At 58.7% G+C, this 22,194-nt stretch carries 22 protein-coding genes; 12 read left to right on the plus strand and 10 right to left on the minus strand.

Going from position 1 to position 22,194, the window contains the following annotated elements:
* Positions 1-57: 57 nt before the first annotated feature.
* Positions 58-1,053, minus strand: a complete 996-nt coding sequence (locus GOV79_RS02780) for a GT-B fold glycosyltransferase domain-containing protein (protein ID WP_170788622.1) — start codon at positions 1,051-1,053, stop codon at positions 58-60.
* A gap of 157 nt (positions 1,054-1,210) precedes the next feature.
* On the opposite strand from GOV79_RS02780, the gene GOV79_RS02785 reads away from it, so the two are divergent.
* From GOV79_RS02785 to preA, 3 genes are all read left to right on the plus strand, one after another.
* Positions 1,211-1,843 (plus strand): cupin domain-containing protein, encoded by a 633-nt coding sequence (locus tag GOV79_RS02785; RefSeq protein ID WP_170788507.1) that lies wholly within the window; start codon positions 1,211-1,213, stop codon positions 1,841-1,843.
* 160 nt (positions 1,844-2,003) lie between these two features.
* Complete coding sequence (locus GOV79_RS02790; protein WP_170788508.1) at positions 2,004-3,338, plus strand: NAD(P)-dependent oxidoreductase; 1,335 nt, start codon at positions 2,004-2,006, stop codon at positions 3,336-3,338.
* Between the two features lie 44 nt (positions 3,339-3,382).
* Positions 3,383-4,687, plus strand: a complete 1,305-nt coding sequence (gene preA / locus GOV79_RS02795; protein ID WP_170788509.1) for an NAD-dependent dihydropyrimidine dehydrogenase subunit PreA — start codon at positions 3,383-3,385, stop codon at positions 4,685-4,687.
* A gap of 48 nt (positions 4,688-4,735) precedes the next feature.
* Here the strand turns inward: preA and GOV79_RS02800 are convergent, their stop codons facing one another.
* Together GOV79_RS02800 and GOV79_RS02805 are read right to left on the minus strand one after the other, a co-directional pair.
* Positions 4,736-4,960 (minus strand): N-(5'-phosphoribosyl)anthranilate isomerase, encoded by a 225-nt coding sequence (locus tag GOV79_RS02800; protein ID WP_170788510.1) that lies wholly within the window; start codon positions 4,958-4,960, stop codon positions 4,736-4,738.
* Between the two features lie 34 nt (positions 4,961-4,994).
* The gene (locus GOV79_RS02805) at positions 4,995-5,603 is read right to left on the minus strand and encodes a TetR family transcriptional regulator C-terminal domain-containing protein (RefSeq protein ID WP_170788511.1); all 609 of its coding nucleotides are present in this window, start codon (positions 5,601-5,603) and stop codon (positions 4,995-4,997) included.
* Positions 5,604-5,774: 171 nt separating this feature from the next.
* Between GOV79_RS02805 and GOV79_RS02810 the strand changes: the two genes are divergently transcribed.
* The 9 genes from GOV79_RS02810 (at position 5,775) to GOV79_RS02850 (ending at position 14,698) form a co-directional block, all read left to right on the plus strand.
* Positions 5,775-7,025 (plus strand): Zn-dependent hydrolase, encoded by a 1,251-nt coding sequence (locus GOV79_RS02810; RefSeq protein ID WP_170788512.1) that lies wholly within the window; start codon positions 5,775-5,777, stop codon positions 7,023-7,025.
* Positions 7,026-7,117: 92 nt separating this feature from the next.
* A complete protein-coding gene (gene hydA / locus GOV79_RS02815) occupies positions 7,118-8,572 on the plus strand; it encodes a dihydropyrimidinase (protein WP_170788513.1) in 1,455 nt (484 codons plus the stop codon).
* A gap of 54 nt (positions 8,573-8,626) precedes the next feature.
* On the plus strand, positions 8,627-9,424 hold the full coding sequence (locus GOV79_RS02820; protein ID WP_170788514.1) for an ABC transporter ATP-binding protein: 798 nt from the start codon (positions 8,627-8,629) through the stop codon (positions 9,422-9,424).
* Positions 9,425-9,448: 24 nt separating this feature from the next.
* Complete coding sequence (locus GOV79_RS02825; protein WP_170769468.1) at positions 9,449-10,381, plus strand: ABC transporter permease; 933 nt, start codon at positions 9,449-9,451, stop codon at positions 10,379-10,381.
* On the plus strand, positions 10,378-11,223 hold the full coding sequence (locus GOV79_RS02830; RefSeq protein ID WP_170769469.1) for an ABC transporter permease: 846 nt from the start codon (positions 10,378-10,380) through the stop codon (positions 11,221-11,223). Before GOV79_RS02825 ends, GOV79_RS02830 begins: the two co-directional genes overlap by 4 nt.
* 53 nt (positions 11,224-11,276) lie before the next feature.
* The gene (locus tag GOV79_RS02835) at positions 11,277-12,266 is read left to right on the plus strand and encodes an ABC transporter substrate-binding protein (RefSeq protein WP_170788515.1); all 990 of its coding nucleotides are present in this window, start codon (positions 11,277-11,279) and stop codon (positions 12,264-12,266) included.
* Between the two features lie 152 nt (positions 12,267-12,418).
* Positions 12,419-13,132 carry an ABC transporter permease gene (locus GOV79_RS02840; RefSeq protein ID WP_170769471.1) on the plus strand — a complete coding sequence of 238 codons (714 nt, stop codon included), beginning with the start codon at positions 12,419-12,421 and terminating at the stop codon, positions 13,130-13,132.
* Complete coding sequence (locus GOV79_RS02845) at positions 13,125-13,859, plus strand: ATP-binding cassette domain-containing protein (protein WP_170788516.1); 735 nt, start codon at positions 13,125-13,127, stop codon at positions 13,857-13,859. Before GOV79_RS02840 ends, GOV79_RS02845 begins: the two co-directional genes overlap by 8 nt.
* Positions 13,860-13,879: 20 nt before the next feature.
* The gene (locus GOV79_RS02850) at positions 13,880-14,698 is read left to right on the plus strand and encodes an ABC transporter substrate-binding protein (RefSeq protein ID WP_170788517.1); all 819 of its coding nucleotides are present in this window, start codon (positions 13,880-13,882) and stop codon (positions 14,696-14,698) included.
* Here the strand turns inward: GOV79_RS02850 and GOV79_RS02855 are convergent.
* The 7 genes from GOV79_RS02855 to GOV79_RS02880 form a co-directional block, all read right to left on the minus strand.
* Positions 14,695-15,567: a substrate-binding domain-containing protein gene (locus GOV79_RS02855; RefSeq protein WP_170788518.1), complete on the minus strand. Its 873-nt coding sequence runs from the start codon at positions 15,565-15,567 to the stop codon at positions 14,695-14,697. The two genes, GOV79_RS02850 and GOV79_RS02855, sit on opposite strands and share 4 nt — an antisense overlap.
* Positions 15,568-15,693 carry a hypothetical protein gene (locus GOV79_RS22485; protein ID WP_269149758.1) on the minus strand — a complete coding sequence of 42 codons (126 nt, stop codon included), beginning with the start codon at positions 15,691-15,693 and terminating at the stop codon, positions 15,568-15,570.
* A gap of 14 nt (positions 15,694-15,707) precedes the next feature.
* Positions 15,708-16,967: a c-type cytochrome gene (locus GOV79_RS02860; protein WP_170788519.1), complete on the minus strand. Its 1,260-nt coding sequence runs from the start codon at positions 16,965-16,967 to the stop codon at positions 15,708-15,710.
* Positions 16,968-18,164: a formate dehydrogenase subunit gamma gene (locus GOV79_RS02865; RefSeq protein ID WP_170788520.1), complete on the minus strand. Its 1,197-nt coding sequence runs from the start codon at positions 18,162-18,164 to the stop codon at positions 16,968-16,970.
* 26 nt (positions 18,165-18,190) lie between these two features.
* Positions 18,191-18,541 carry a putative quinol monooxygenase gene (locus tag GOV79_RS02870; RefSeq protein ID WP_170788521.1) on the minus strand — a complete coding sequence of 117 codons (351 nt, stop codon included), beginning with the start codon at positions 18,539-18,541 and terminating at the stop codon, positions 18,191-18,193.
* Positions 18,542-18,647: 106 nt separating this feature from the next.
* A complete protein-coding gene (gene fdh3B / locus GOV79_RS02875; protein WP_037307340.1) occupies positions 18,648-19,241 on the minus strand; it encodes a formate dehydrogenase FDH3 subunit beta in 594 nt (197 codons plus the stop codon).
* A gap of 12 nt (positions 19,242-19,253) precedes the next feature.
* On the minus strand, positions 19,254-22,148 hold the full coding sequence (locus tag GOV79_RS02880; protein WP_170788522.1) for a formate dehydrogenase subunit alpha: 2,895 nt from the start codon (positions 22,146-22,148) through the stop codon (positions 19,254-19,256).
* Between the last annotated feature and the right edge of the window lie 46 nt (positions 22,149-22,194).

Below are 22,194 nucleotides of genomic sequence, written 5' to 3' on the forward strand. Positions count from 1 at the left end.
TTGGAATTTATGTTGCAGAATCTCTAGGCGATCAGGGGAGTGCGCACAACAACGCAGTCAGCGCATCCACAATCCCTTCGCCTTGATCTTGTTGCGGATAACCTGCTCGCGTTGCGGCAGGTTCTCGCGGTCGAACATCGCGCGAATTTTGTGACCTTTGCGCTGAATCACCAGCTTTCGGATCGGGTCATAGCCCTTGAGTACCTTCTTGACCCGGTTCGGGGCCACCACGGTTTCCAGCACCTCGACCACATGATCGCTTTCACGGGCGTAGAGCAGCGGAAACAGCCGGTAGTGGCAAGTGACAGAGCCGTCCAACAGGCCAGCGGGCAGGGCATCGCGTCCTCCGCCCAGTGAATGAATGACCAGCGGCAGCGCCACCTGATCCAGCCAGGGGTCCAGCACCTGACCGGCCAGTTCCGGGATATCTTCGTCGCGTATGGCCTGCGCGTAGTCACGGAATCGCTCCCCAAACGCGCGCGGGCAGGAATAGAAGAAATGGCCTGCATTGAAGTACAGATAGCGACGCCAGTAGTCATGCGGTTGGCTGGTATCCAGCGAACTGTCGAAATCCAGGCTGAACCGCTGGTAGAGCGCCCGCCAAATTCCGTCGAAACCGGGGCCGTAGAGGGTCGGGCGGGGCCATGTCCCCTCGACCTTCAGCGAAGCGCTTGGGCGGGAAAAATCAAAGGGGACAGTGTTCAGATCACCGGTGATGAGCGTGTCACTGTCGAAGAACACAAAGGGCTCACCCTCGGGAAGGGCCAGCAAAGCCTCGATTTTGTTGCCGTAGGGATAGCTTTCGCCAAATAACTGGGAGTCGAAGGGCAATATCTCGACATCCAACTGGCGCAAAGCGTTCAGGATATCTTCGTTCTGAATGCTGGGGTCTTGTGACCAAAGCGGGCCGAGTTGGGGCACGGCGACGAACACACGACCGGCAAAGTCGGGGCTGCTGTGACGGAGTGAGGCGGCAAACAGTAGCGACTCGTATTGCAGGCGGTTGTTTTGTCCGATCAGGACGATGTTGAATGTCTTGGGGGTGGCCTGCATCGGTGTCCGGTCAATCACTGGGGTATTTCGGTTGGCGGCACAGTACGCAGGGGCGGCGGGCAAAACCAGATGTGAACACCGTCTTGGGGCGCAAAATTTGAAAACCGGGACCGTGCCCCCATCTTATGCCAAGATGCCGAAACAGGAGATATCTCAAATGAGGGTCAACGCAGATTTCACCAAACGCGTCGCCGTTCACTTTGATCAGAACGAATGGGTCCAATCCCCCGCCGCCGGGGTCGAGCGGAAGATGCTGGACCGTATCGGTGAGGAGGTCGCCCGCGCCACCACGATTGTGCGTTTTGCTCCGGGCAGCGCCTTTGCCGCGCACACCCATGATGGGGGTGAGGAATATCTGGTTCTTGAAGGTGTCTTTCAGGATGAAACCGGGGATTTCCCGGTGGGCAGCTACGTGCGCAACCCGCCGACCTCGTCGCATACGCCTTCGGCCAAGGAAGGCGCGACGATTCTGGTCAAGCTGCATCAGTTCGATCCAGCGGATCGCACTGAGGTGCGGCGATCGATCAACGGGGCAGAGAAACTGCAACTGTTCAAGGATACCCAAGAGGATGTCAGAGTCCTGAGCCTCGCCGCCGGTGAATCGCTGAACCTGGATGCAGAGCAAGGGCTGGAGTTGTTCGTCATCGAGGGGTCTGTTTCAGAAGCAGATGAGGAATTCTCGGCCTGGGATTGGCTTCGACTGCCGCCGGAAACCCAGTCTGTTGCGACCGCCGGGACCGATGGTGCCCGCGTGTGGATCAAGTCTGGGCACCTCTCTGGCATGGTCTGACCGACAGAGACGCTGTAATTTTAGGCAGTATTTTCTGGAAACCGGGCCGTCGAGCCCGGTTTCTTAATTTTTTGACCATTTGGCAAATTTTACCAATTGATAAAATTTCAGACTGTGGCAAGCTGAGAGTACAACAACCATATCTACAGGGAGTAGAGCGATGGCACAGGGCCAGATGGTCCCCGGCATTGTCTCCGGGCGGCTTTCCAGCGATGAGCTGACCTCGAATTTCACGGATCTGCATCCGCCATTGGCCGCGCATGAGGCCGCCGTGGCAGCAGATCGGTGCTACTTTTGCTATGACGCGCCATGTGTGACAGCCTGTCCGACGGATATCGATATTCCGTTGTTCATGCGGCAGATTCAGGCCGGTCAGCCCAAAGCGGCGGGTGAGACCATATTGGCGCAAAATATTCTGGGCGGCATGTGCGCCCGTGTGTGTCCTACCGAGACATTGTGCGAAGAAGCCTGTGTGCGCGAGGCAGCTGAGGGCGCTCCGGTCGAGATTGGGCGTTTGCAGCGTTATGCAACCGATAGTGTTATGGCAGACGGGGCGCATCCGTTTGTACGTGCCGATTCGACCGGCAAAACCGTTGCGGTGATTGGGGCAGGGCCTGCAGGTCTGGCCTGCGCACACCGGCTGGCGATGCTGGGGCATGAGGTTGTTATTCACGAAAGCAAGCCCAAGCCGGGCGGCCTGAACGAATATGGGATCGCGGCCTATAAATCGACCAACAACTTCGCGCAGGCCGAGGTGGATTGGCTGATGCAGATCGGTGGGATCACGATCGAGACAGGTTCGGTTCTGGGCGACACGATCTCTCTGGAGGGCTTGTCAGCAAATTACGACGCAGTTTTCCTATCCATTGGCTTGGCCGGAGTGAACGCTCTGCGCGCGGGTGGCGTTGATATAGATGGCGTGCGGGCTGCGGTCGAGTTCATCTCGGATGTACGGCAGGCTAGTGATTTGACTGACTTGCCGGTAGGGCGCAATGTGGTCGTCATTGGCGGTGGCATGACCGCCGTGGACGCGGCGGTGAAGTCCAAGCTGCTAGGGGCGGAACATGTCACTATCGCTTATCGCCGGGGACGTGATGCCATGGGGGCCAGCCGGTACGAGCAGGACCTTGCGGCCTCGCATGGGGTCAAGATCATGGCCAATGTGCAGCCTGTGGCCGTGCACGGAAACGGCGCCGCGGCTGAGATTGAGTTGGAATATACCTCGAGCGAGGGCGGTCAATTGACCGGGACGGGCGAAGTGATCCGCCTGCCTGCGGATCAGGTTTTGAAAGCGATTGGTCAGACGCTGGAAGGCGCGCCCGAAGGGCTGACGCTGGATGGCAACAAGATCGCTGTCACTGGCGCGGGTCGGACCTCGATGGCGGGTGTCTGGGCCGGGGGTGACTGCGCGGCTGGTGGTGAAGACCTGACCGTGACCGCTGTGGCCGAGGGTCGCGATGCAGCAATGGACATCCACGCCAAACTGACGGCGTGAAACTGTGATTTTGGATGCTAATCAGCATCAGGAGGGTCGGATAAATGGCTGATTTAAAGACAAACTTTCTGGGTATAGAAAGCCCGAACCCGTACTGGCTGGCCTCGGCGCCGCCGACTGACAAAGAATACAATGTCCGCCGCGCCTTCGAGGCCGGTTGGGGCGGCGTGGTCTGGAAAACGCTGGGGGCCGAGGGCCCTCCGGTCGTGAACGTAAACGGGCCTCGGTACGGTGCGATTTATGGCGCGGATCGGCGGCTGCTAGGGCTGAATAACATCGAACTGATCACTGATCGCCCGCTTGAGGTGAACCTGGAAGAGATGGCCCGGGTCAAGGCCGACTACCCGGACCGCGCGCTGATCGCCTCGATCATGGTGCCGTGCGAGGAAGAGGCTTGGAGAGCCATCCTGCCACGCGTTGCCGAAACTGGTGCTGACGGGATCGAGTTGAACTTCGGCTGTCCCCATGGGATGAGCGAGCGCGGGATGGGATCGGCTGTCGGGCAGGTACCGGAATATATCGAGATGGTCACGCGGTGGTGCAAGAAACACTATGACCGTCCGGTGATCGTGAAGTTGACACCCAACATCACGGATATCCGCAAACCCGCCGAGGCCGCAAAGAATGGTGGCGCGGATGCGGTGTCGCTGATCAACACGATCAACTCGATCACCAGCGTCAATCTGGACACGTTCAGCCCTGAGCCTTCGATTGATGGCAAGGGTAGCCATGGCGGCTATTGCGGTCCGGCGGTGAAGCCGATCGCTCTGTCGATGGTGTCAGAGATTGCGCGGGCACAAGCAACGCATGGTCTGCCGATCTCCGGTATTGGTGGCGTGACCACATGGCGTGACGCGGCCGAGTTCATGGCCTTGGGCTGTGGCACCGTTCAGGTCTGTACGGCTGCGATGACCTATGGGTTCAAGATTATTGATGAACTGACGGCGGGCCTGTCCAAATGGATGGACGAGAAGGGGTATAAGGACGTCTCGGAGATTGTTGGTCTGGCCGTGCCGAACGTGACGGATTGGCAATATCTGAACCTGAACTATGTGGCGAAGGCCAAGATCGATCAGGATCAATGCATCAAATGTGGCCGCTGCTATGCCGCTTGCGAGGATACCAGCCATCAGGCAATTTCCATGTCTGATGATCGTGTGTTCGAGGTGATGGATGACGAATGTGTCGCCTGCAATCTATGCGTGGATGTGTGCCCGGTGGATGGGTGCATTTCGATGGTCCCGATGAATGCGGGCGAAATTGATCCGCGTACCGGACGGGAAGTGCAGCCTGACTACGCCAATTGGACGTCACATCCGAACAACCCGATGGCGAAAGCTGCGGAATAGGAGATTTTTCGTCAAAAAATCTTGGACGAGAAAATTCGACGTATTTTCTCAGAACAAAATGTCGATGGGGCCGTTGTGGCAGATCACGATATATTGGTTGGCGGTGCGGATCAGGTGGTATCCACGCCGCCTTATTTCTTGCTGAAACGTCTCATGCCCCACTTCTCTTTCCACCCAGCTCGTGGACCGGCGTACGACCGCACCGCGCTGCGCGGATTTGGTTGAAAACAACTGGTCGAGCCAGGGATCGGGATAGGGGCGAACGGTAGTCATGGGCATATGCTGCCGCAATTTGGTTAACTGGACCTTAAGGCATAAGGAGTTTCCGGTAGAGCGTGTCTACAAAAGGTTCCGCGCCTTCAAAAGGATCTTCGTCCCCCAAAATCGCACGAACCTGTACGTCGAAATCGGCGTAGTGCTGGGTCAGCGCCCAGATCGAAAAGATAAGGTGATACGGATGAAGTCGCGCTATTTTCCCCTGATCCATCCAGCGGACCAGAATCGCCGTTTTCTCATCCACCAAGATCTTGAGGTCACTTGAAAGCGAGTCGTGAATGCGCGGCGCGCCTTGCACGAGCTCGTTGGCGAATAGGCGGCTTTCGCGCGGCAGATCGCGGCTCATTTCCAGTTTGCGTCGGATATAGGCGAGGATTTCCTCCATAGGGTCGCCATCGGCATCCAGTTCGTGCAGAGGGGCCAGCCATGTTTCCAGCAATCCGGACAGGAGCGCGGTGTGAATGGCCTCTTTTGTCGGGAAATAGTACAGGAGGTTTGGCTTGCTCAGGCCTGCCTCGGTGGCAATCTGGTCTACGGTCGCGCCGCGGAAGCCATGGGATGAAAACACGTTCAAGGCAGCCTCGAGAATCGCTGCGCGATTCTTTTTCTGAATTCTGGTGGGGGCGCGGTCTTTGGACATTGTTCCAGACTGTCTCATTTTACGGCAAGTGGGCGCTGGATAGGCCAAAAAATCTAATGGCGTCCTGCAATTTCTTGACTGATCTCGAACCCGTGATAGCGTGAGTTTGACCAGATGGTCAAATCAAGACACCAAAAGCGAGCCAAATCGCAAGCAACAGGGAAGAACAAGATGGCAGCTCCGGCGCAGAACCTCAGGATCAATGGCGACAGATTGTGGGACAGTCTGATGGAGATGGCCAAGATCGGCCCCGGTGTTGCGGGCGGCAATAACCGCCAGACCCTAACCGATGAGGACGCTGAAGGCCGCGCCTTGTTTCAGAAATGGTGTGAGGATGCGGGTTGCTCCATGGGCTTGGATCAGATGGGCAATATGTTTGCTCACCGAGCGGGAACAGATCCCGACGCTTTGCCGGTTTATGTTGGTTCGCACTTGGACACGCAGCCGACAGGCGGGAAATACGACGGCGTCTTGGGGGTTCTTGGCGGTTTGGAGATCATCCGAACGTTGAACGATTTGGGGATCAAGACAAAGCATCCCATTGTGGCTACGAACTGGACCAATGAGGAAGGGACACGCTACGCGCCCGCTATGTTGTCCTCGGGGGTGTTTGCCGGGATGCACACGCAGGATTGGGCCTACGCGCGTGAAGATGCTGAGGGTAAGGCCTTTGGCGATGAATTGCAGCGGATCGGTTGGCGTGGTGAAGAGGAGGTGGGCGCGCGCAAGATGCATGCCTTCTTTGAACTACATATTGAACAGGGACCCATTCTTGAGGCGGAAGGTAAGGACATTGGTGTTGTCACCCACGGTCAGGGGTTGAGTTGGACCCAGATCACGGTGACCGGCAAGGATGCCCATACCGGCTCGACCCCGATGCCGATGCGCAAGAATGCGGGTCTGGCGATGGCGCGGATTCTTGAGAAAGTGGACGAGATTGCCTGGTCCCATGCGCCCCATGCCGTTGGGGCGGCGGGGCATATCGATGTGTTCCCGAATTCGCGGAATGTGATCCCTGGCAAGGCGGTGTTTACGGTCGATTTTCGCTCGCCCGATCTGGACGTGATTCAAGATATGGAGGCACGACTGCGCGTTGCGGCTGAAGATATTGTCGAAGAAATGGGCTTGCAGATCGAGTTCGAGAAGGTCGGTGGGTTTGATCCTGTGCAGTTCGATGACGGCTGTGTGGCGGCGGTACGCGATGCAGCGGAACGGTTGGGGTATTCGCATACCGATATCATCTCAGGCGCCGGGCATGATGCGTGCTGGATCAACCGAGTGGCGCCGACGGCGATGGTGATGTGTCCTTGTGTGGATGGATTAAGCCATAACGAAGCTGAGGAAATCACCAAAGACTGGGCTGCGGCAGGGGCTGATGTTCTGTTGCATGCGGTTGTCGAGACGGCTGAGATCGTGGAGTAGGGGCCGTTGCCCCCGTCGCCCGGTGGGCGAATCCCCCGGGATATTTTTGGCCAGATGAAGCAGGTGGCGTAGACCGCCACAGGGAGATTGAAATGAGCACTGTGATCAAGAACGGAACGGTTGTGACCGCCGATTTGACTTACAAGGCGGATGTGATGGTTGAAGGTGGCGTGATCACCGAGATCGGTCAGGATCTGAAAGGTGATAAGGAACTGGACGCGACCGGTTGCTATGTGATGCCGGGCGGGATTGATCCGCATACGCATCTTGAGATGCCGTTCATGGGCACCTATTCCAGCGATGATTTCGAAAGCGGGACCCGGGCGGCTTTGGCTGGCGGCACCACGATGGTGGTGGATTTTGCGCTGCCTAATCCGGGGGAAAGCCTGCTGGATGCACTGAAGCGTTGGGACAATAAATCGACGCGGGCGAATTGCGATTATTCGTTCCACATGGCCGTCACCTGGTGGGGCGAGCAGGTGTTTGACGACATCAAAACCGTGATTGAAACGCGCGGGATCAACACGTTCAAGCACTTCATGGCCTATAAGGGTGCGTTGATGGTGAATGATGATGAGTTGTTCGCCTCGTTCAAGCGTCTTGCCGAGTTGGGCGGCACCGCGATGGTGCATGCCGAGAACGGAGATGTGGTGGCCGAGTTGAGTGCTAAGCTGCTGGCCGAAGGCAATACAGGGCCCGAGGCACACGCCTATTCCCGTCCGCCGCAGGTCGAAGGTGAGGCGACAAACCGCGCCATTATGATCGCCGATATGGCGGGCGTTCCTTTGTATGTGGTGCACACCTCGTGCGAAGAAGCCCATGAGGCCATTCGCCGGGCAAAGATGCAGGGTAAACGGGTGTGGGGCGAGCCTTTGATCCAGCACCTGACCTTGGATGAAAGCGAGTATTTCCACCATGATTGGGAGCATGCGGCGCGGCGGGTCATGAGCCCTCCGTTCCGGAACAAGCAGCATCAGGACAGTCTTTGGAACGGTTTGCAATCGGGAACGCTGAGCGTAGTGGCCACCGATCATTGCGCCTTTACCACCGAACAGAAGCGATATGGCGTGGGCGATTTTACTAAGATCCCCAACGGGACAGGCGGGCTGGAAGATCGGATGCCGATGCTGTGGACCCATGGAGTAAATACCGGGCGCCTGACGCCGAACGAATTTGTGGCGGTTACTTCAACAAACATCGCTAAGATATTGAATTGCTATCCTAAAAAGGGTGCCATTTTGGTTGGTGCGGATGCGGATATCGTTGTGTGGGACCCGGACAAAGCCAAGGTGATTTCAGCCGAAACGCAGCAGTCTTCGATCGACTACAACGTGTTCGAAGGCAAGGAAGTGCGCGGGTTGCCCCGGTTCACGCTAACCCGTGGTTCGATCGCTGTTCATGATGGTGAGATCCAGACACAGGAAGGACATGGGAAATTCGTGGCACGCGAGGCCAACACCCATGTGAACAAAGCGCTGAGCACCTGGAAAGAGCTGACCGCCCCGCGCCCGGTCGAGCGGACGGGTATTCCAGCGACGGGTGTATGATTTGCGGGGGTGTCCTCTGGGCGCCCCGAAGCGAAACCTTTTCAAGGTAATGGAATGACTACTGAAAGTACGACCCAGCCTGTGATCGAGGCAAGGCAACTCGATCTCACCTTCCAAACCAATGACGGCCCGATCCACGCGTTGAAAGACGTGAACCTGACCATCGACAAGGGGGATTTCGTCAGCTTTATTGGCCCCTCGGGCTGTGGCAAGACCACATTCTTGCGCTGTATCGCGGCGCTTGAGACGCCGACGGGGGGGGTGCTGACCGTCAATGGAATGACCCCAGATGAAGCACGGCGCAAGCGCGCCTATGGTTATGTGTTTCAGGCCGCGGGGCTGTATCCGTGGCGGACCATCTCCAAGAACATAAAACTGCCGCTCGAGATCATGGGCTATTCCGCCGCCGAACAGGAAGAACGGGTAAAGAAGGTTCTGGAACTGGTTGATCTGGCGGGTTTTGGTGGCAAATTTCCGTGGCAGCTTTCGGGCGGGATGCAGCAACGGGCCAGCATCGCGCGGGCTTTGGCTTTTGATGCTGATATTCTGCTGATGGACGAACCCTTTGGCGCGCTGGATGAGATTGTGCGCGATCACCTGAACGAGCAGCTTCTGGCGCTATGGGCGCGGACGGAAAAGACGATCGGGTTTGTGACGCACTCGATCCCCGAAGCGGTCTATCTCAGTACCAAGATCGTGGTAATGAGCCCTCGGCCCGGTCGGATCACCGATGTGATCGACAGCCCTCTGCCCAAGGAGCGGCCTTTGGATATTCGAGACACGCCGGAATTTATCGAGGTTGCGCATCGGGTGCGCGAAGGGCTGCGGGCGGGGCATTCCTATGATGATTAAGGCAACCAGACTGCGGGGCGCGCGATGAAAAACTTGGTGCCTATCTTGGTGGTGCTCGCGGCAATTGTCGCGCTGTGGTACGCTGCAGTGGCCCCGATGAACATTCGCATCTCGCTGGATCAGGCCGAGCGCGCGGGGCAGGTAGTGACACCTGAAACGTCGCGCGAACGGCGAGAGACTTCGGTCTGGGTTCTGATGGCGTCAAACCCCGGAGCGATTTCCGGCGGCTATGCGCTGGAACGCCCACGGCTGCCGACCCCCGGACAGGTTGGGCAGGAGCTGTGGAAAACGACCGGTGAGATGGTGGCCAAGGGTCGTGCATTCTCGAAACGGTCGCTGATCTACCATGCTGGAATCACGCTGAAATCCACGCTGTGGGGTTTTCTGCTTGGCACAACGCTGGGCATTTTGGCGGCGGTCGCCATCGTCTATTCGCGTGTCGCGGATATGAGCCTGATGCCATGGGCGATTATAAGCCAGACCATCCCGATTGTGGCGCTGGCGCCGATGATTATTGTCGTCAGCTCTCAGCTAGGGATTGAGGGGCGCGGGGTGCCCAAGGCGGTAATCTCGGCCTATCTGTGTTATTTCCCGGTGCTGGTGGGGATGGTGAAGGGGCTAAGGTCGCCATCGCTGCCGCAACTGGATTTGTTGAAGACCTATAACGCCTCGGGCGCGCAGGGGTTCTTTAAACTTCGGCTGCCATCCTCGGTGCCGTATCTGTTCACGTCGCTCAAGGTTGGGATCGCGGCTGCATTGGTTGGCACGATTGTGGGCGAGTTGCCGACGGGGGCTGTGTCAGGTCTTGGTGCCAGAATCCTGATCGGAGACCAGTTCGGAACGCCTCTGGCCATCTGGGCGGCCCTGCTGGCTGCCGCCATTCTGGCGGGCTTGCTGGTGACACTGTTGGATCTGCTGCAGCGACTGGCCCTGCGCCGGATGGGGTTGAACGCATGACCTGGCTATCCTTTGCATTGCTGTTCTGGGGCTTGGCCTGGTTTGTGAACTACCGTCTGGCTATCTCGTCCTATCGCAAAACCCGTGCAGCGCGCATTTTTGTGCCGGTTCTGTTTGGCATCACGCTGTTGGTGCTTTGGGAGGGGCTGGTGCGCGGGCTGGGTGTTTCGCCGGTTATCCTGCCGCCACCTTCAGATGTGGGGACAGCCTTTGTACAATCGTCCGGCATTTTGTGGGAAGACTTCAAGCAAACCGTCTTCAAGGGCGCGCTGACGGGATTTGTGATCGGGTGTGCTGCGGCTTTTGCTTGTTCGGTTGCCATTGACCGCTCGGCTTTTCTGACGCGTGGTCTGCTACCCATCGGGAATTTCGCGGCGGCGCTGCCCATTGTCGGGATCGCGCCAATTCTGGTCAGTTGGTTCGGGTTCGATTGGCACTCGAAAGCGGCGGTTGTCGTGGTCATGGTGTTCTTTCCAATCCTGGTGAACACCGTGCAGGGTCTGCGCGAAGCGGATGCGATGCAGCGTGACCTGATGCGGACCTATGCGGCCGGGTATTGGCAGACCTTGTGGAAACTGCGCTTGCCAGCGGCGATGCCCTTTGTGTTCAATGGGTTGAAGATTGCAACCACGCTTGCTTTGATCGGGGCGATTGTGGCCGAGTATTTCGGTTCACCCACACGGGGCATGGGGTTTCGGATTTCGACCGGCGTCGGCAGCCTGTCGATCGACCTTGTCTGGGCCGAGATCGCCGTAGCCGCGCTGGCCGGGACCGTGTTTTATGGCCTTGTCGCGGCGGCGGAAAAGGCGGTGACCTTCTGGCATCCGTCGCAACGAGGATAGGAATTCAACAGACCCCGACAACGGGGCATAAACAGCAACTAGGAGACATGAAGATGAAAAAGCTACTCAGCGGGGCGGTTGCCGCCTTTGGCCTGACCGCCGGTGCCGCATGGTCCGCCGATGAGGTGACATTGCAGCTGAAATGGGTCACGCAGGCGCAATTTGCGGGCTACTATGTGGCCGCCGATAAGGGATTCTACGAGGAAGAAGGGCTGGACGTTACCATTTTGCCCGGCGGCCCCGACATCGCTCCAACTCAGGTGATCGCGGGGGGCGGCGCGGATGTGACCGTCGAATGGATGCCTGCTGCGCTGGCCGCACGTGAAAAGGGTCTGCCGCTGGTAAACATCGCGCAGCCATTCAAAAGCTCGGGCATGATGCTGACCTGCTGGAAGGATGCCGGTATTGCATCGCCGGATGACCTTAAGAACCGCACGCTGGGTGTCTGGTTCTTTGGCAACGAATTCCCCTTCATGAGCTGGATGAGCCAGCTAGGCATCGACACTGGCGGCAAGGGCGAGAGTGGGGTTGAGGTCCTCAAGCAAGGTTTCAACGTTGATCCTCTGCTGCAGCGCCAGGCCGATTGCATCAGCACCATGACGTATAACGAGTACTGGCAGGTGATCGACGCGGGCGTAAATCCCGATGAGCTTGTGACCTTCAAGTACGAAGATCAGGGTGTCGCCACGCTTGAAGACGGCCTCTACGTACTGGAAGAAAACCTGAGCGACGAAGCCTTTGTCGACAAGATGGAACGGTTCGTCCGTGCCTCGATGAAAGGCTGGAAATACGCCGAGGAGAACCCGGATGAGGCCGCCGAGATCGTGTTGGACAATGACGCGACCGGAGCGCAGACCGAAAAACACCAAAAGCGCATGATGGGTGAGATCGCCAAGCTGACCGCAGGGTCGAATGGCGCTTTGGACCCGGCGGATTTTGAGCGGACCGTGGGTACTCTGCTGGCCGGTGGTTCTGATCCGGTCATCACCCAACAGCCTGAGGGGGCGTGGACCCACAAGATTACCGACGCAGCGCTGAACTAAGCCCGGTTTTAACCGAATTGAGCGCGGCCCCGGTTGGGGCCGCGTTTTGCGTTTCTGATGTCGGAAAAGTGTCTGTACTTAGCCGAGAAATGACTTAGTATTCCTTTGTAAATTATCGCATTTCATACGAAATTGCGACTGGATGGAAAATTATGCAAGGATTTGCATCAGAATTCAATTCAGCCTTGGGTCTGATCCTGACAGGGGATTCAGAGCTGTGGGCGATTGTGCTGTTGTCGCTCAAAGTTTCCGTCTTCGCTGTATTAATTTCTGCCCTGATCGGGATGCCCGTGGGCGCGGCATTAGCCGTTGCGCGCTTTCCGGGACGGCGGATGTTGATCGTGCTGATGAATGCTCTGATGGGCTTCCCGCCGGTTGTTGTGGGCTTGTTGGTCTACCTGATGTTATCCCGATCCGGGCCGCTGGGTGTTCTGGAGTTGCTCTATACCCCGACCGCAATGATCATCGCGCAGGTTGTTCTGGTGACACCTATTGTGGCCGCGCTGACCCGGCAAGTGATCGAGATGCTGGCCGAGGAATATTCGGAACAGCTACGCTCGCTCGGGGTGTCGCGTTTAGCCTCGGTGCCGGTGCTGCTGTGGGATGCACGCCTGGCGCTGGTGACTGCGCTGTTGGCCGGGTTCGGACGTGCCATTGCCGAGGTGGGCGCGGTGATCATCGTTGGCGGCAACATCAACCATGTGACGCGGGTGATGACGACGACCATCGCGCTTGAAACCTCGAAAGGCAATCTGGCGCTGGCGCTGGCCTTGGGCGCGATCCTGATCGGGATTGCGGTGGCGGTGAACGCCATGGTCAGCACCGTCAGCCTGCGCGCCGAGCAGGAGGGATTGCGCCATGCGTGATCTGGTGTGTGACATGGCCATCAGCCTGACAGTCCGGGACGTGAAGATAACACGCAAGGGAAAGGTCCTTCTGGACGTGCCGCATTTGTCTTTGGACGGGCCCGGGCCGACGCTGATCCTTGGGCCGAACGGGGCGGGGAAAAGCCTGTTGCTGCGTTGCTTGCATGGTTTGATCGCGCCTGACCGGGGGCGGATTGAACAGGACGGCGTGCCTTTGTCCGGCGAGCACAAATCCCGGCAGGCGATGGTGTTTCAACAGCCGGTGCTGTTGCGCCGCTCGGTCGCGGCCAATCTGGATTTTGTGCTGAAGCGTCAGGGCCTGTCTTGGGGCCAGCGCAAAGCCCGGATCGAAGACTTGCTGACCGAGGGCGGTCTCGACGGAAAAGGACGGCAATCCGCGCGCTCTTTGTCGGGGGGGGAGGCACAGCGGCTAGCCATCCTGCGTGCTCTGGCGTTGGAGCCTGAGACGTTGTTTTTGGATGAACCCACCAGTGCTTTGGACCCGAGTGCTACGCAGATGATCGAACGCATGATCCAGCGCGCCTCGCGACGGGGGGTGCGGATTGTCATGGTGACACATGATATCGGTCAGGCGCGTCGCCTTGCAGTGGATGTCGTTATGATGCAAGGCGGCCATGTGGTTGAACACGGGGTTGCCAGACAAGTTTTGGACGCCCCGCAAAGCGACGCCGCGCGTAGTTATCTTGCTGGTGGGCTGGTGACCTAACTCAAACTATGGAGATCTGGATGATCCGAGATTTTCTTCGGGCTGCATTGGTATCGCTTGGCTTGATGGCCCCTGTGTGGGCCGAGGCCCCGTTCATCGTTGTGCAATCGACCACGTCGACGCAGAATTCGGGCCTGTTGGACTATATCCTGCCGGGGTTCGAGGCTGAAACCGGAATCGATGTGCGCGTTGTGGCCGTCGGTACTGGACAGGCAATCCGAAACGCTGTGAACGGGGACGGAGACGTTCTGCTGGTTCACTCCAAACCCGCCGAGGAACAGTTCGTCGCCGATGGCTGGGGCGTTGAGCGGTTTGACGTGATGTATAATGACTTCGTGCTGGTCGGCCCCAAATCGGACCCGGCCAAAGTAAAGGACGGCGACGATATTGTTGCGGCCCTGACCGCCGTGGCCGAGGCCGAAGCCCCCTTTGCCTCGCGCGGGGATGACAGCGGGACGAACAAGGCCGAGATGCGCCATTGGGCGGCGACCAATTTAGATCCGACGGGCGCATCCGGTGCGTGGTATCGTGAGACCGGGTCCGGCATGGGGGCCACATTGAACGTCGCCAGCGGGATGAACGCCTATGTCCTGACCGACCGCGCCACCTGGCAATCCTTTGGCAACCGGGGCGAGCTTGAGATCATGGTCGAGGGCGACCCGCGCCTGTTCAACCAGTATGGCGTCATTCTGGTGAACCCGGAAAAACACCCAAGCGTAAGGGCAGCGGCGGGTCAGCGGTTTATCGACTGGCTGACCGGGCCGGACGGGCAAGCGGCCATTGCGTCCTACAAACTGGATGGAGAACAGTTGTTTTTCCCCAACGCCGACGGGTCTTAACCGCTAGCGCCGTTGTGGTGAATTGTGCCCAGCCCGCCTAGGTCGTACCCTCCGAACTCGGCGGCGCGGGCCGCGAAGCGATCGGATTGAACAAAGGCCAACAGCTTCAACATTGGGTCATCGAAATAGGCGCGCCGCCAGATCGCAAGGTCCAGCCGTTCAGTATGGGTGGCGCTAAAGCCCAGATCATAGAGACCCGCCAGCGCACCCAGACCAAAACCGGCCTCGGCCTTGCTGTCGTGCAGGGCGATGGCCAGCTCTTCCTCTGTGCGGGCGCAAGTGGGCAGGGCGTCCAGATCCGCGCGGGTCATGCCGTGATGCTCCAACTGTGCGTCGAACAGTCTTTGGCTGGCGGCAGAGCTTTGCCGCAGGATCACGCGCCTACCATTGAGGTCCGCGAAGCTTTGGATGTCAGACACGCCGGGGGCCAGCAACAAACCGCGCTGGCGTTGGGCGATTTCAAACAGAACAACCGATGCTTCGCCCAGATGATCGCGCAGGGCTTGGGTGTTGAACCCTTCCGCCTCATGAATATGCAACGCGGCCGCCTGCGCGGTACGGTCCTTTAGGCGGTTCAGCCCGTCAAACGAGCCGTCATAATAGGTCGCCAACCCCGAGCCGCTTTCCCGCAAGGCCCAGTCCAACAGTGGGTCATGGCTGCCCGCCACAATCGGAGGCAAGGGCGGATCTTCAACCTGAGGACCCGAGCGTGAAGCATTCAACCAGGCGACAACCTCGGAACGGGGAAATAGAAGTTTGCCCATCGCGCGCACGCAGGGTACCTCGCCCGAAGACGCCAGATCATAGGCCTTACGCTCGCCGATGCGCAGCAGATCGGCCAGTTCTTTGGTGGTCAGATACTCGGGCATTCAGTCCAGGCGCACTGCTGATCCGGTCCCAGCGTCCGCTGCGCTGAATCCGATCTGGTTCAGGACAGCAGGGGCGGCGATCGCGATGACGACCATCGCGGCGACGGCGGCTAGAAAGGCTTTCATTGTCTCCTCCGGCGTTAGTTTTCCGGTGCCGTGGCGCGGCGCAGAAAGGCGACCAGATCTTCCCGGTCGCTGGGCTGCGTGATCCGCTGCATCGGCATCTTCGACCCCGGAATGTAGTGGTCGGGCCCCTCATCGAAAAGGGCATTTATGGTTTCGTCATTCCAAATGATATCAGAGTCTTGCAGCGTGTCCGAATAGAAATATCCCGGCAGTGTTCCAGCCCGGCGGCCAAAGACGCCATGCAGCGTCGGACCGGCGCGGCGTTGCCCGTCTGGGGTCAGGCTGTGACAGATTGAGCATTTGCGGGCAAACTGCCGTTCACCATTGCTCATCTGATCGGGGTTTTTGAGGAAGCTGGGCTCGGACGCAGCCATCCGTTCTTGCTCGCGCAGATTGGCGACCGGCCAACTGTACATTGCCTCATCAATGCCGCCGGCGTGGATGTTCTGACTATCGGGTGAAAAAGCCAGCGCCCAGACCGGACCGCGCAAAGTGGCGCGGAAATCTTGCGCGATGCGCCACTCCTCCGTGTCGACCACCATGATGAAGCCCTCGCCGTCGCCTACAGCGAGCATGCTGTTATCAGGGCTAAGCGCCAGCGCCAGAATAGGGCGACGGTCGAGGGTAAAGTCACGTTCCTCGCCCGTGGTCAGGTCGCGGACGCGGGTGACACCATCAACAGCGCCATAGGCGATCCAGTTGTCCTGCGTATTTAGCACTAGTTCATTGATGCCAAAGCCATGCTCGACCAGTCGCAGAGTTTCCTGTCCACTGGTCACATCCCACAAGCGCAAAGCCCCGTCGACACCGGCTGAATACAGTTGGTTGCCGTCAGGCGTAAACGCCACGGCATTCACTCCGCTGCCGGTCGTCAGAGTTTTTGGTTCCGATCCATCCACGGGCCACAACCCGATTGTGCCGTCCCAGCTGGCGGTCGCCACATGGGTTTTCGAGGCAGCGATATGTACGATTTTGCCTTTGTGCTGTCCTACAACCTCACCGCCGGGCCAGCGGCGCAGAGTGAAGTCGTCGCCGGCGGAATAGATCGCAGTGCCGTTGAAAGCAACTGCGTTAACAGCTGCCTCATGACCTTCCAGCCATTCCGGCATTTGATCCGACCAGATGCCGACCGAGTTGTCGAAACTTGCCGTAGCGATCCGCCCGTCGGGGGCCGTGGCGATCCCCATGATCGGACCACCATGACCTTTTAGCGTATAAAACTCAGCTAAAGCGGGCAGGGGCAGTAAAGCCAGCGCCAGAACCAACCCGCGCATCTATTCGGCGGGCGAGGCCGTCGCTTTGCTGGCCTCTTTTTCCTGGACCTCCTCCAGCCACAACGAGTGGTGCTCGCGTGCCCATTGCTCTTCGACTTCGCCGGTTCCCATGGCGTCAAATGCACCTTCCATCCCGACCGAGCCGAGGTAGATATGGGCGATGATGATGGCGATGAAAACATAGGCGATCATCACATGCCAGACCTGCGCGTATTGCATTTCCTCTTGCGGCGACATCTGCACCGGCAGGCTCAAACCCATTGCCTGAGGCAGGCCGGTTGCATTGGCGATCTGGAAGGTTTTGGCAAACAGAGGCATCTCGAACGGGAACAGCAGAGACAGGCCCGAAAGGCTGATCGACACGCCCAGCAGAATGCAGGACCAGAATATGACCTTTTGACCGGCATTGAACTTTTTGGCGGGCGGGTGGCTGCCTTTGGTGAACAAACCGCCACCGGCGGCCAGCCATTTCAGGTCGGTCCGGTTGGGAATGTTGTGAGCGATCCAGTTCACCGTCACGATGATCAACCCCAACATAAAGGCCCAGGCGAGGTTGTTGTGTAGCCACTTGCACCCTTGCGCAATAGTCGCGAAGCCTTCTTTTCCAAAGATCGGGATCAGGAAATCCCGCCCATACAGTGTCAACAGCCCTGTAAACCCAAGCACTAAAAAGGACCCGGCGAAAAGCCAGTGGCCGAACCGCTCAAACCCATTGAAACGCGTGACTGTGCGCCCGGTTTTCTCACCATCAATGCGGATTTTGCCGCGGATCAGGAAGAACAGCAAGATCACGGCGGCCATGCCTGCAATGATGTAGGTTCCGTATTCTCGCAACGGTCCGGTGCGGAAAGCCCACCACCACATGCCACCATCCTGGATAAGAACACTGGCTGCGGGCCCCTGAGACGACACGGTGACATCCGCCGACCCATAGCGTAGCGCGCGATAGACATCACTGTCCGAGGCCACACCGGCAGTACCAAACTGCCCCAGCAAACCTTCGACATTGCCTTGGCCAGTGTTTTCCGAGCGATAAGTGTTGTCCACTTTCTCGCCCCGTTGACGGGCCAGAATATCCTCAAGCGTCGTGGCCCCTCCGGTGGCCGAGCGATCCGGTGCCGGGGATTCCGGGGCGTCCTGCGCCCATGCGGCACCGGTCAGGAAGAGTGAGAAGAGCAGAAAATGGATCAGGCGCATGGGTTCTCTCCCTATTCTTGGTCGTGTCAGCGGTCGAAGCCGCCGATCTGCTTGTGAAAAACGGCTCCGACAGGGGACAGGGCCGCCTGAAGGTCGTCTTTCGCGGGGCCGTAGACATCAAACTGAACCGGCTTAAGTAAGGACATAAACCGATCCGCGAAATTTGCCCCAAAATTCTGCATATGAATTATCGCATCATCTGAACTTGCGTAACGTTCATAGATGTGAATGGCGCTGTCGCTTTGATGCCACTCATAGGTTTTGGCGCCTGTTTCCTCGAGGGTCGCGGCGACCATTTCGGCCATCAGGGCCTCGAACTCGGACTGTTTTTCTGGGTTCAGGTCCAGCTTCAACAGCCAGTAGATATCGTTGGTCATAGGCGTCCTACCTTCGTCAGGAAAGGCGGCGACCGACAGGCGGCCACAGGCAAGGGTAAGACAGCCCCCGGCCTAGCGCAGGGGGCTGTCGAGCTTCGGATAGACCTTAGCCGTCTTTCTGGTCGTAGGCGGTGCCCCAACCCCACGCGCCCGAGCCAAAGCCGCGCGCCACAACGCGTTCGCGGTAGATGGCCGAGACCACGTCGCCGTCACCGGCAAGCAGGGCCTTGGTGGAACACATCTCGGCGCAGATGGGCAGTTTGCCCTCGGCGATCCGATTGCGACCGTATTTGGCGAACTCTGCGGTCGAGTGCGTTTCTTCGGGACCACCGGCGCAGAAGGTACATTTGTCCATCTTGCCGCGCGATCCGAAGTTGCCCGCCTGCGGATATTGCGGCGCGCCGAAGGGGCACGCGTAGAAGCAATAGCCGCAGCCAATGCACAGGTCCTTGGAGTGCAGGACGACACCTTCTTCGTTCTGATAGAAGCAGTCGACCGGGCACACCGCCATGCAAGGCGCATCCGAGCAATGCATACAGGCCACCGAGATCGAGCGTTCGCCCGGGTTGCCGTCATTGATCGTTACCACCCTGCGGCGGTTGATGCCCCATGGCACCTCGTGTTCGTTTTTACACGCGGTGACACAAGCGTTGCACTCGATGCAGCGTTCAGCGTCGCAGAGAAACTTTGCTCTAGCCATTTTCGTCCTCCTTTACGCTGCCGAGATCTTGCAGAGAGTACATTTGGTCTCCTGCATCTGGGTTACTGAATCGTAGCCATAGGTCTGGGCGGTGTTAGAACTTTCGCCCAAGACATAGGGGTCAGCACCTGCGGGGTATTTGTGCCGCTGGTCCTCGCCCTGGAAATGGCCGCCAAAGTGGAACGGCATAAAGGCCACGCCGGCGCCAACCCTGTTGGTCAGCATCGCCATCACCTTGACCTTTCCGCCCTCAGGACCTTCGACCCAGACCTGTGATCCGTCCCGAATGCCAAGGTTATTGGCATCGCGCGGATTGATCTCGACGAACATGTCCTGCTGAAGTTCGGCCAGCCACGGGTTGGACCGTGTCTCATCACCGCCACCTTCATATTCGACCAGACGACCAGACGTCAGGATTATTGGGTAATCCTTTGAAAAGTCGTTCTTTTGGATCGAAGCATAAAGAGTGGGCAGACGATAGGCATGACGGTCCTCGTAGGTCGGATAGTCCTCCACCAGATCGCGCCGGTTGGTATAGAGCGGCTCGCGATGCAGCGGGATTGGATCCGGGAAGGTCCAGACAACCGCGCGGGCTTTGGCGTTCCCGAAGGGCGCACAGCCATGCTTGATCGCAACCCGCTGGATACCGCCGGAGAGGTCGGTCTTCCAGTTGGTTTCAGGACCCGCAACAGCGTCAATCGCCGCGCGTTCCTCGGCGGTCAGATCGCCATCCCAGCCAAGATCCATCAGCATCTGCATCGTGAATTCCGGATAACCATCCTGAATTTCCGATCCAACGCTATAGACCCCTTCGGCCAGCAGGTTGTCACCATCGCGTTCCACACCGAAACGGGCGCGGAAAGTCAGGCCGCCTTCGGCCACCGGCTTGGACATGTCATAGAGGTTTGGTGTCCCTGTATGACCCATTTCCGGCGTGCCCCAGCAGGGCCACGGCAGTCCGTAATACTCGCCGTCGTTTGGTCCACCGATGGCTTGCAGCGTGGTTCTGTCGAACGTGTGCTGGTTGGCCATGTGGCTTTTCAGACGTTCCGGCGACTGCCCGGTATAGCCGATGGTCCAGAGGCCCGAGTTGAATTCACGCGTGATGCTTTCAACATTCGGGGTCTCGGCATCTTCCATCTCGATATTACGGAAGAAGCGGTCCGCCCAGCCGAACTTGTTGGCGAACTTGGCCATGATGACCTCGTCCGGCAAGCTTTCGAACAGCGGATCAACCACCTTGTCGCGCCACTGCAGCGACCGGTTCGATGCCGTGGCCGAACCACGTGTTTCGAACTGCGTACAGGCAGGCAACAGGTAGACACCGTCGGTGCGGTCATGCAGAACAGCCGAGACGGTGGGATACGGGTCGATCACGACCAGCATGTCCAGCTTCTCCATCGCCGTCTTCATTTCCGTCATCCGGGTCTGCGAGTTGGGCGCGTGGCCCCACAGAACCATGGCACGAACGTTGTTGTCCTGATCCATGTTGGCCGGGTCTTCCAGAACACCATCGATCCAGCGGGAAACCGGGATGCCACGCTCATTCATGAGCGGCTTATCCTTGCCTTCCTTGTCCTTGATCGTGGCGAACTGACCTTTCAGCCAATCCAGATCTTCACCCCAGACGCGGCTCCAGTGACCCCATGCACCTGCAGAGAGGCCATAGTAGCCGGGCAGGGTATGGGACAGAACACCAAGGTCTGTTGCGCCCTGCACGTTGTCGTGGCCGCGGAAGATGTTGGTGCCACCGCCCGATGTGCCCATGTTGCCAAGCGCAAGCTGAAGCACGCAATAGGCGCGGGTGTTGTTGTTGCCGTTCGTGTGCTGTGTACCACCCATGCACCATACAACGGTGCCGGGACGGTTGTTCACCATTGTCCGGGCGACGCGACGCAGCTGCGAGCCAGGCGTACCGGTAACGCGCTCAACCTCATCCGGGGTCCACTTGGCAACCTCTTCGCGGATCTGGTCCATTCCCCAGACACGGGTGCGGATGAACTCTTTGTCCTCCCAACCGTTGTCGAAGATGTGCCACAGGATACCCCAGACCAGTGCAACGTCGGTGCCGGGGCGGAAACGGACATATTCATCCGCATGGGCCGCGGTGCGCGTAAAGCGCGGGTCGCAAACGATCAAAGGGGCGTTGTTCTGCTCTTTCGCACGCAGGATATGCAGCAGCGAGACGGGGTGCGCCTCGGCCGGGTTACCACCGATGATAAAGATGGCCCGGCTGTTGTGCATGTCGTTGTACGAGTTGGTCATGGCGCCATAGCCCCATGTGTTCGCAACGCCAGCAACAGTGGTCGAGTGGCAGATACGGGCCTGGTGGTCCACGTTGTTCGTGCCCCAGTAGGCGGCGAACTTGCGGAACAGATAGGCCTGTTCGTTATTGTGTTTCGCAGAACCCAGCCAGTACACGCTGTCCGGCCCGGATTCTTGGCGGATGTTCATCATGCCGTCGCCGATCTCGTCGATCGCCTGTTCCCAGCTGATGCGCTTCCACTCTCCGCCTTCTTTTTTCATCGGGTACTTCAGGCGGCGCTCACCATGGGCGTGCTCGCGGACCGAGGCCCCCTTGGCGCAGTGCGCACCCAGGTTGAACGGGCTGTCCCAGCCGGGTTCTTGCCCGACCCAGACACCGTTCTGAACTTCGGCGACGACCGTACAGCCGACCGAGCAGTGGGTGCATACGGATTTGATGTTTTCAACGGCGGTGTTTGCCGCTGTTTGGGCGCTGGCAGGCGTCACGGTTCCACCCGTAGCGCTGATCGCGGCAAGGCCGCCGATCGTCAGGCCCGAGCCACGCAGGAATGCGCGGCGATCGACGGTTTTCTCGCCGACCTGGGACAGGATACTTGTCCGCTGGGGGCGTCTCGCAACCCCGTTGGTCTTTTTCCTAAGCATTACTTTCCTCCCTTGCGTGCCGTGTCAGCCACGGCTGCTTGGTACT

Origin of the sequence: Ruegeria lacuscaerulensis (assembly GCF_013034745.1) — a bacterium.
Lineage (GTDB): Bacteria > Pseudomonadota > Alphaproteobacteria > Rhodobacterales > Rhodobacteraceae > Ruegeria > Ruegeria lacuscaerulensis_B.

Bases quoted from the DNA above. Each gene is read 5' to 3' on its own strand.
- GOV79_RS02780 (WP_170788622.1), bottom strand. From the start codon at position 1,053: ATGCAGGCCACCCCCAAGACATTCAACATCGTCCTGATCGGACAAAAC.
- GOV79_RS02785 (WP_170788507.1), top strand. From the start codon at position 1,211: ATGAGGGTCAACGCAGATTTCACCAAACGCGTCGCCGTTCACTTTGAT.
- GOV79_RS02790 (WP_170788508.1), top strand. From the start codon at position 2,004: ATGGCACAGGGCCAGATGGTCCCCGGCATTGTCTCCGGGCGGCTTTCC.
- preA (WP_170788509.1), top strand. From the start codon at position 3,383: ATGGCTGATTTAAAGACAAACTTTCTGGGTATAGAAAGCCCGAACCCG.
- GOV79_RS02800 (WP_170788510.1), bottom strand. From the start codon at position 4,960: ATGACTACCGTTCGCCCCTATCCCGATCCCTGGCTCGACCAGTTGTTT.
- GOV79_RS02805 (WP_170788511.1), bottom strand. From the start codon at position 5,603: ATGTCCAAAGACCGCGCCCCCACCAGAATTCAGAAAAAGAATCGCGCA.
- GOV79_RS02810 (WP_170788512.1), top strand. From the start codon at position 5,775: ATGGCAGCTCCGGCGCAGAACCTCAGGATCAATGGCGACAGATTGTGG.
- hydA (WP_170788513.1), top strand. From the start codon at position 7,118: ATGAGCACTGTGATCAAGAACGGAACGGTTGTGACCGCCGATTTGACT.
- GOV79_RS02820 (WP_170788514.1), top strand. From the start codon at position 8,627: ATGACTACTGAAAGTACGACCCAGCCTGTGATCGAGGCAAGGCAACTC.
- GOV79_RS02825 (WP_170769468.1), top strand. From the start codon at position 9,449: ATGAAAAACTTGGTGCCTATCTTGGTGGTGCTCGCGGCAATTGTCGCG.
- GOV79_RS02830 (WP_170769469.1), top strand. From the start codon at position 10,378: ATGACCTGGCTATCCTTTGCATTGCTGTTCTGGGGCTTGGCCTGGTTT.
- GOV79_RS02835 (WP_170788515.1), top strand. From the start codon at position 11,277: ATGAAAAAGCTACTCAGCGGGGCGGTTGCCGCCTTTGGCCTGACCGCC.
- GOV79_RS02840 (WP_170769471.1), top strand. From the start codon at position 12,419: ATGCAAGGATTTGCATCAGAATTCAATTCAGCCTTGGGTCTGATCCTG.
- GOV79_RS02845 (WP_170788516.1), top strand. From the start codon at position 13,125: ATGCGTGATCTGGTGTGTGACATGGCCATCAGCCTGACAGTCCGGGAC.
- GOV79_RS02850 (WP_170788517.1), top strand. From the start codon at position 13,880: ATGATCCGAGATTTTCTTCGGGCTGCATTGGTATCGCTTGGCTTGATG.
- GOV79_RS02855 (WP_170788518.1), bottom strand. From the start codon at position 15,567: ATGCCCGAGTATCTGACCACCAAAGAACTGGCCGATCTGCTGCGCATC.
- GOV79_RS22485 (WP_269149758.1), bottom strand. From the start codon at position 15,693: ATGAAAGCCTTTCTAGCCGCCGTCGCCGCGATGGTCGTCATCGCGATC.
- GOV79_RS02860 (WP_170788519.1), bottom strand. From the start codon at position 16,967: ATGCGCGGGTTGGTTCTGGCGCTGGCTTTACTGCCCCTGCCCGCTTTA.
- GOV79_RS02865 (WP_170788520.1), bottom strand. From the start codon at position 18,164: ATGCGCCTGATCCATTTTCTGCTCTTCTCACTCTTCCTGACCGGTGCC.
- GOV79_RS02870 (WP_170788521.1), bottom strand. From the start codon at position 18,541: ATGACCAACGATATCTACTGGCTGTTGAAGCTGGACCTGAACCCAGAA.
- fdh3B (WP_037307340.1), bottom strand. From the start codon at position 19,241: ATGGCTAGAGCAAAGTTTCTCTGCGACGCTGAACGCTGCATCGAGTGC.
- GOV79_RS02880 (WP_170788522.1), bottom strand. From the start codon at position 22,148: ATGCTTAGGAAAAAGACCAACGGGGTTGCGAGACGCCCCCAGCGGACA.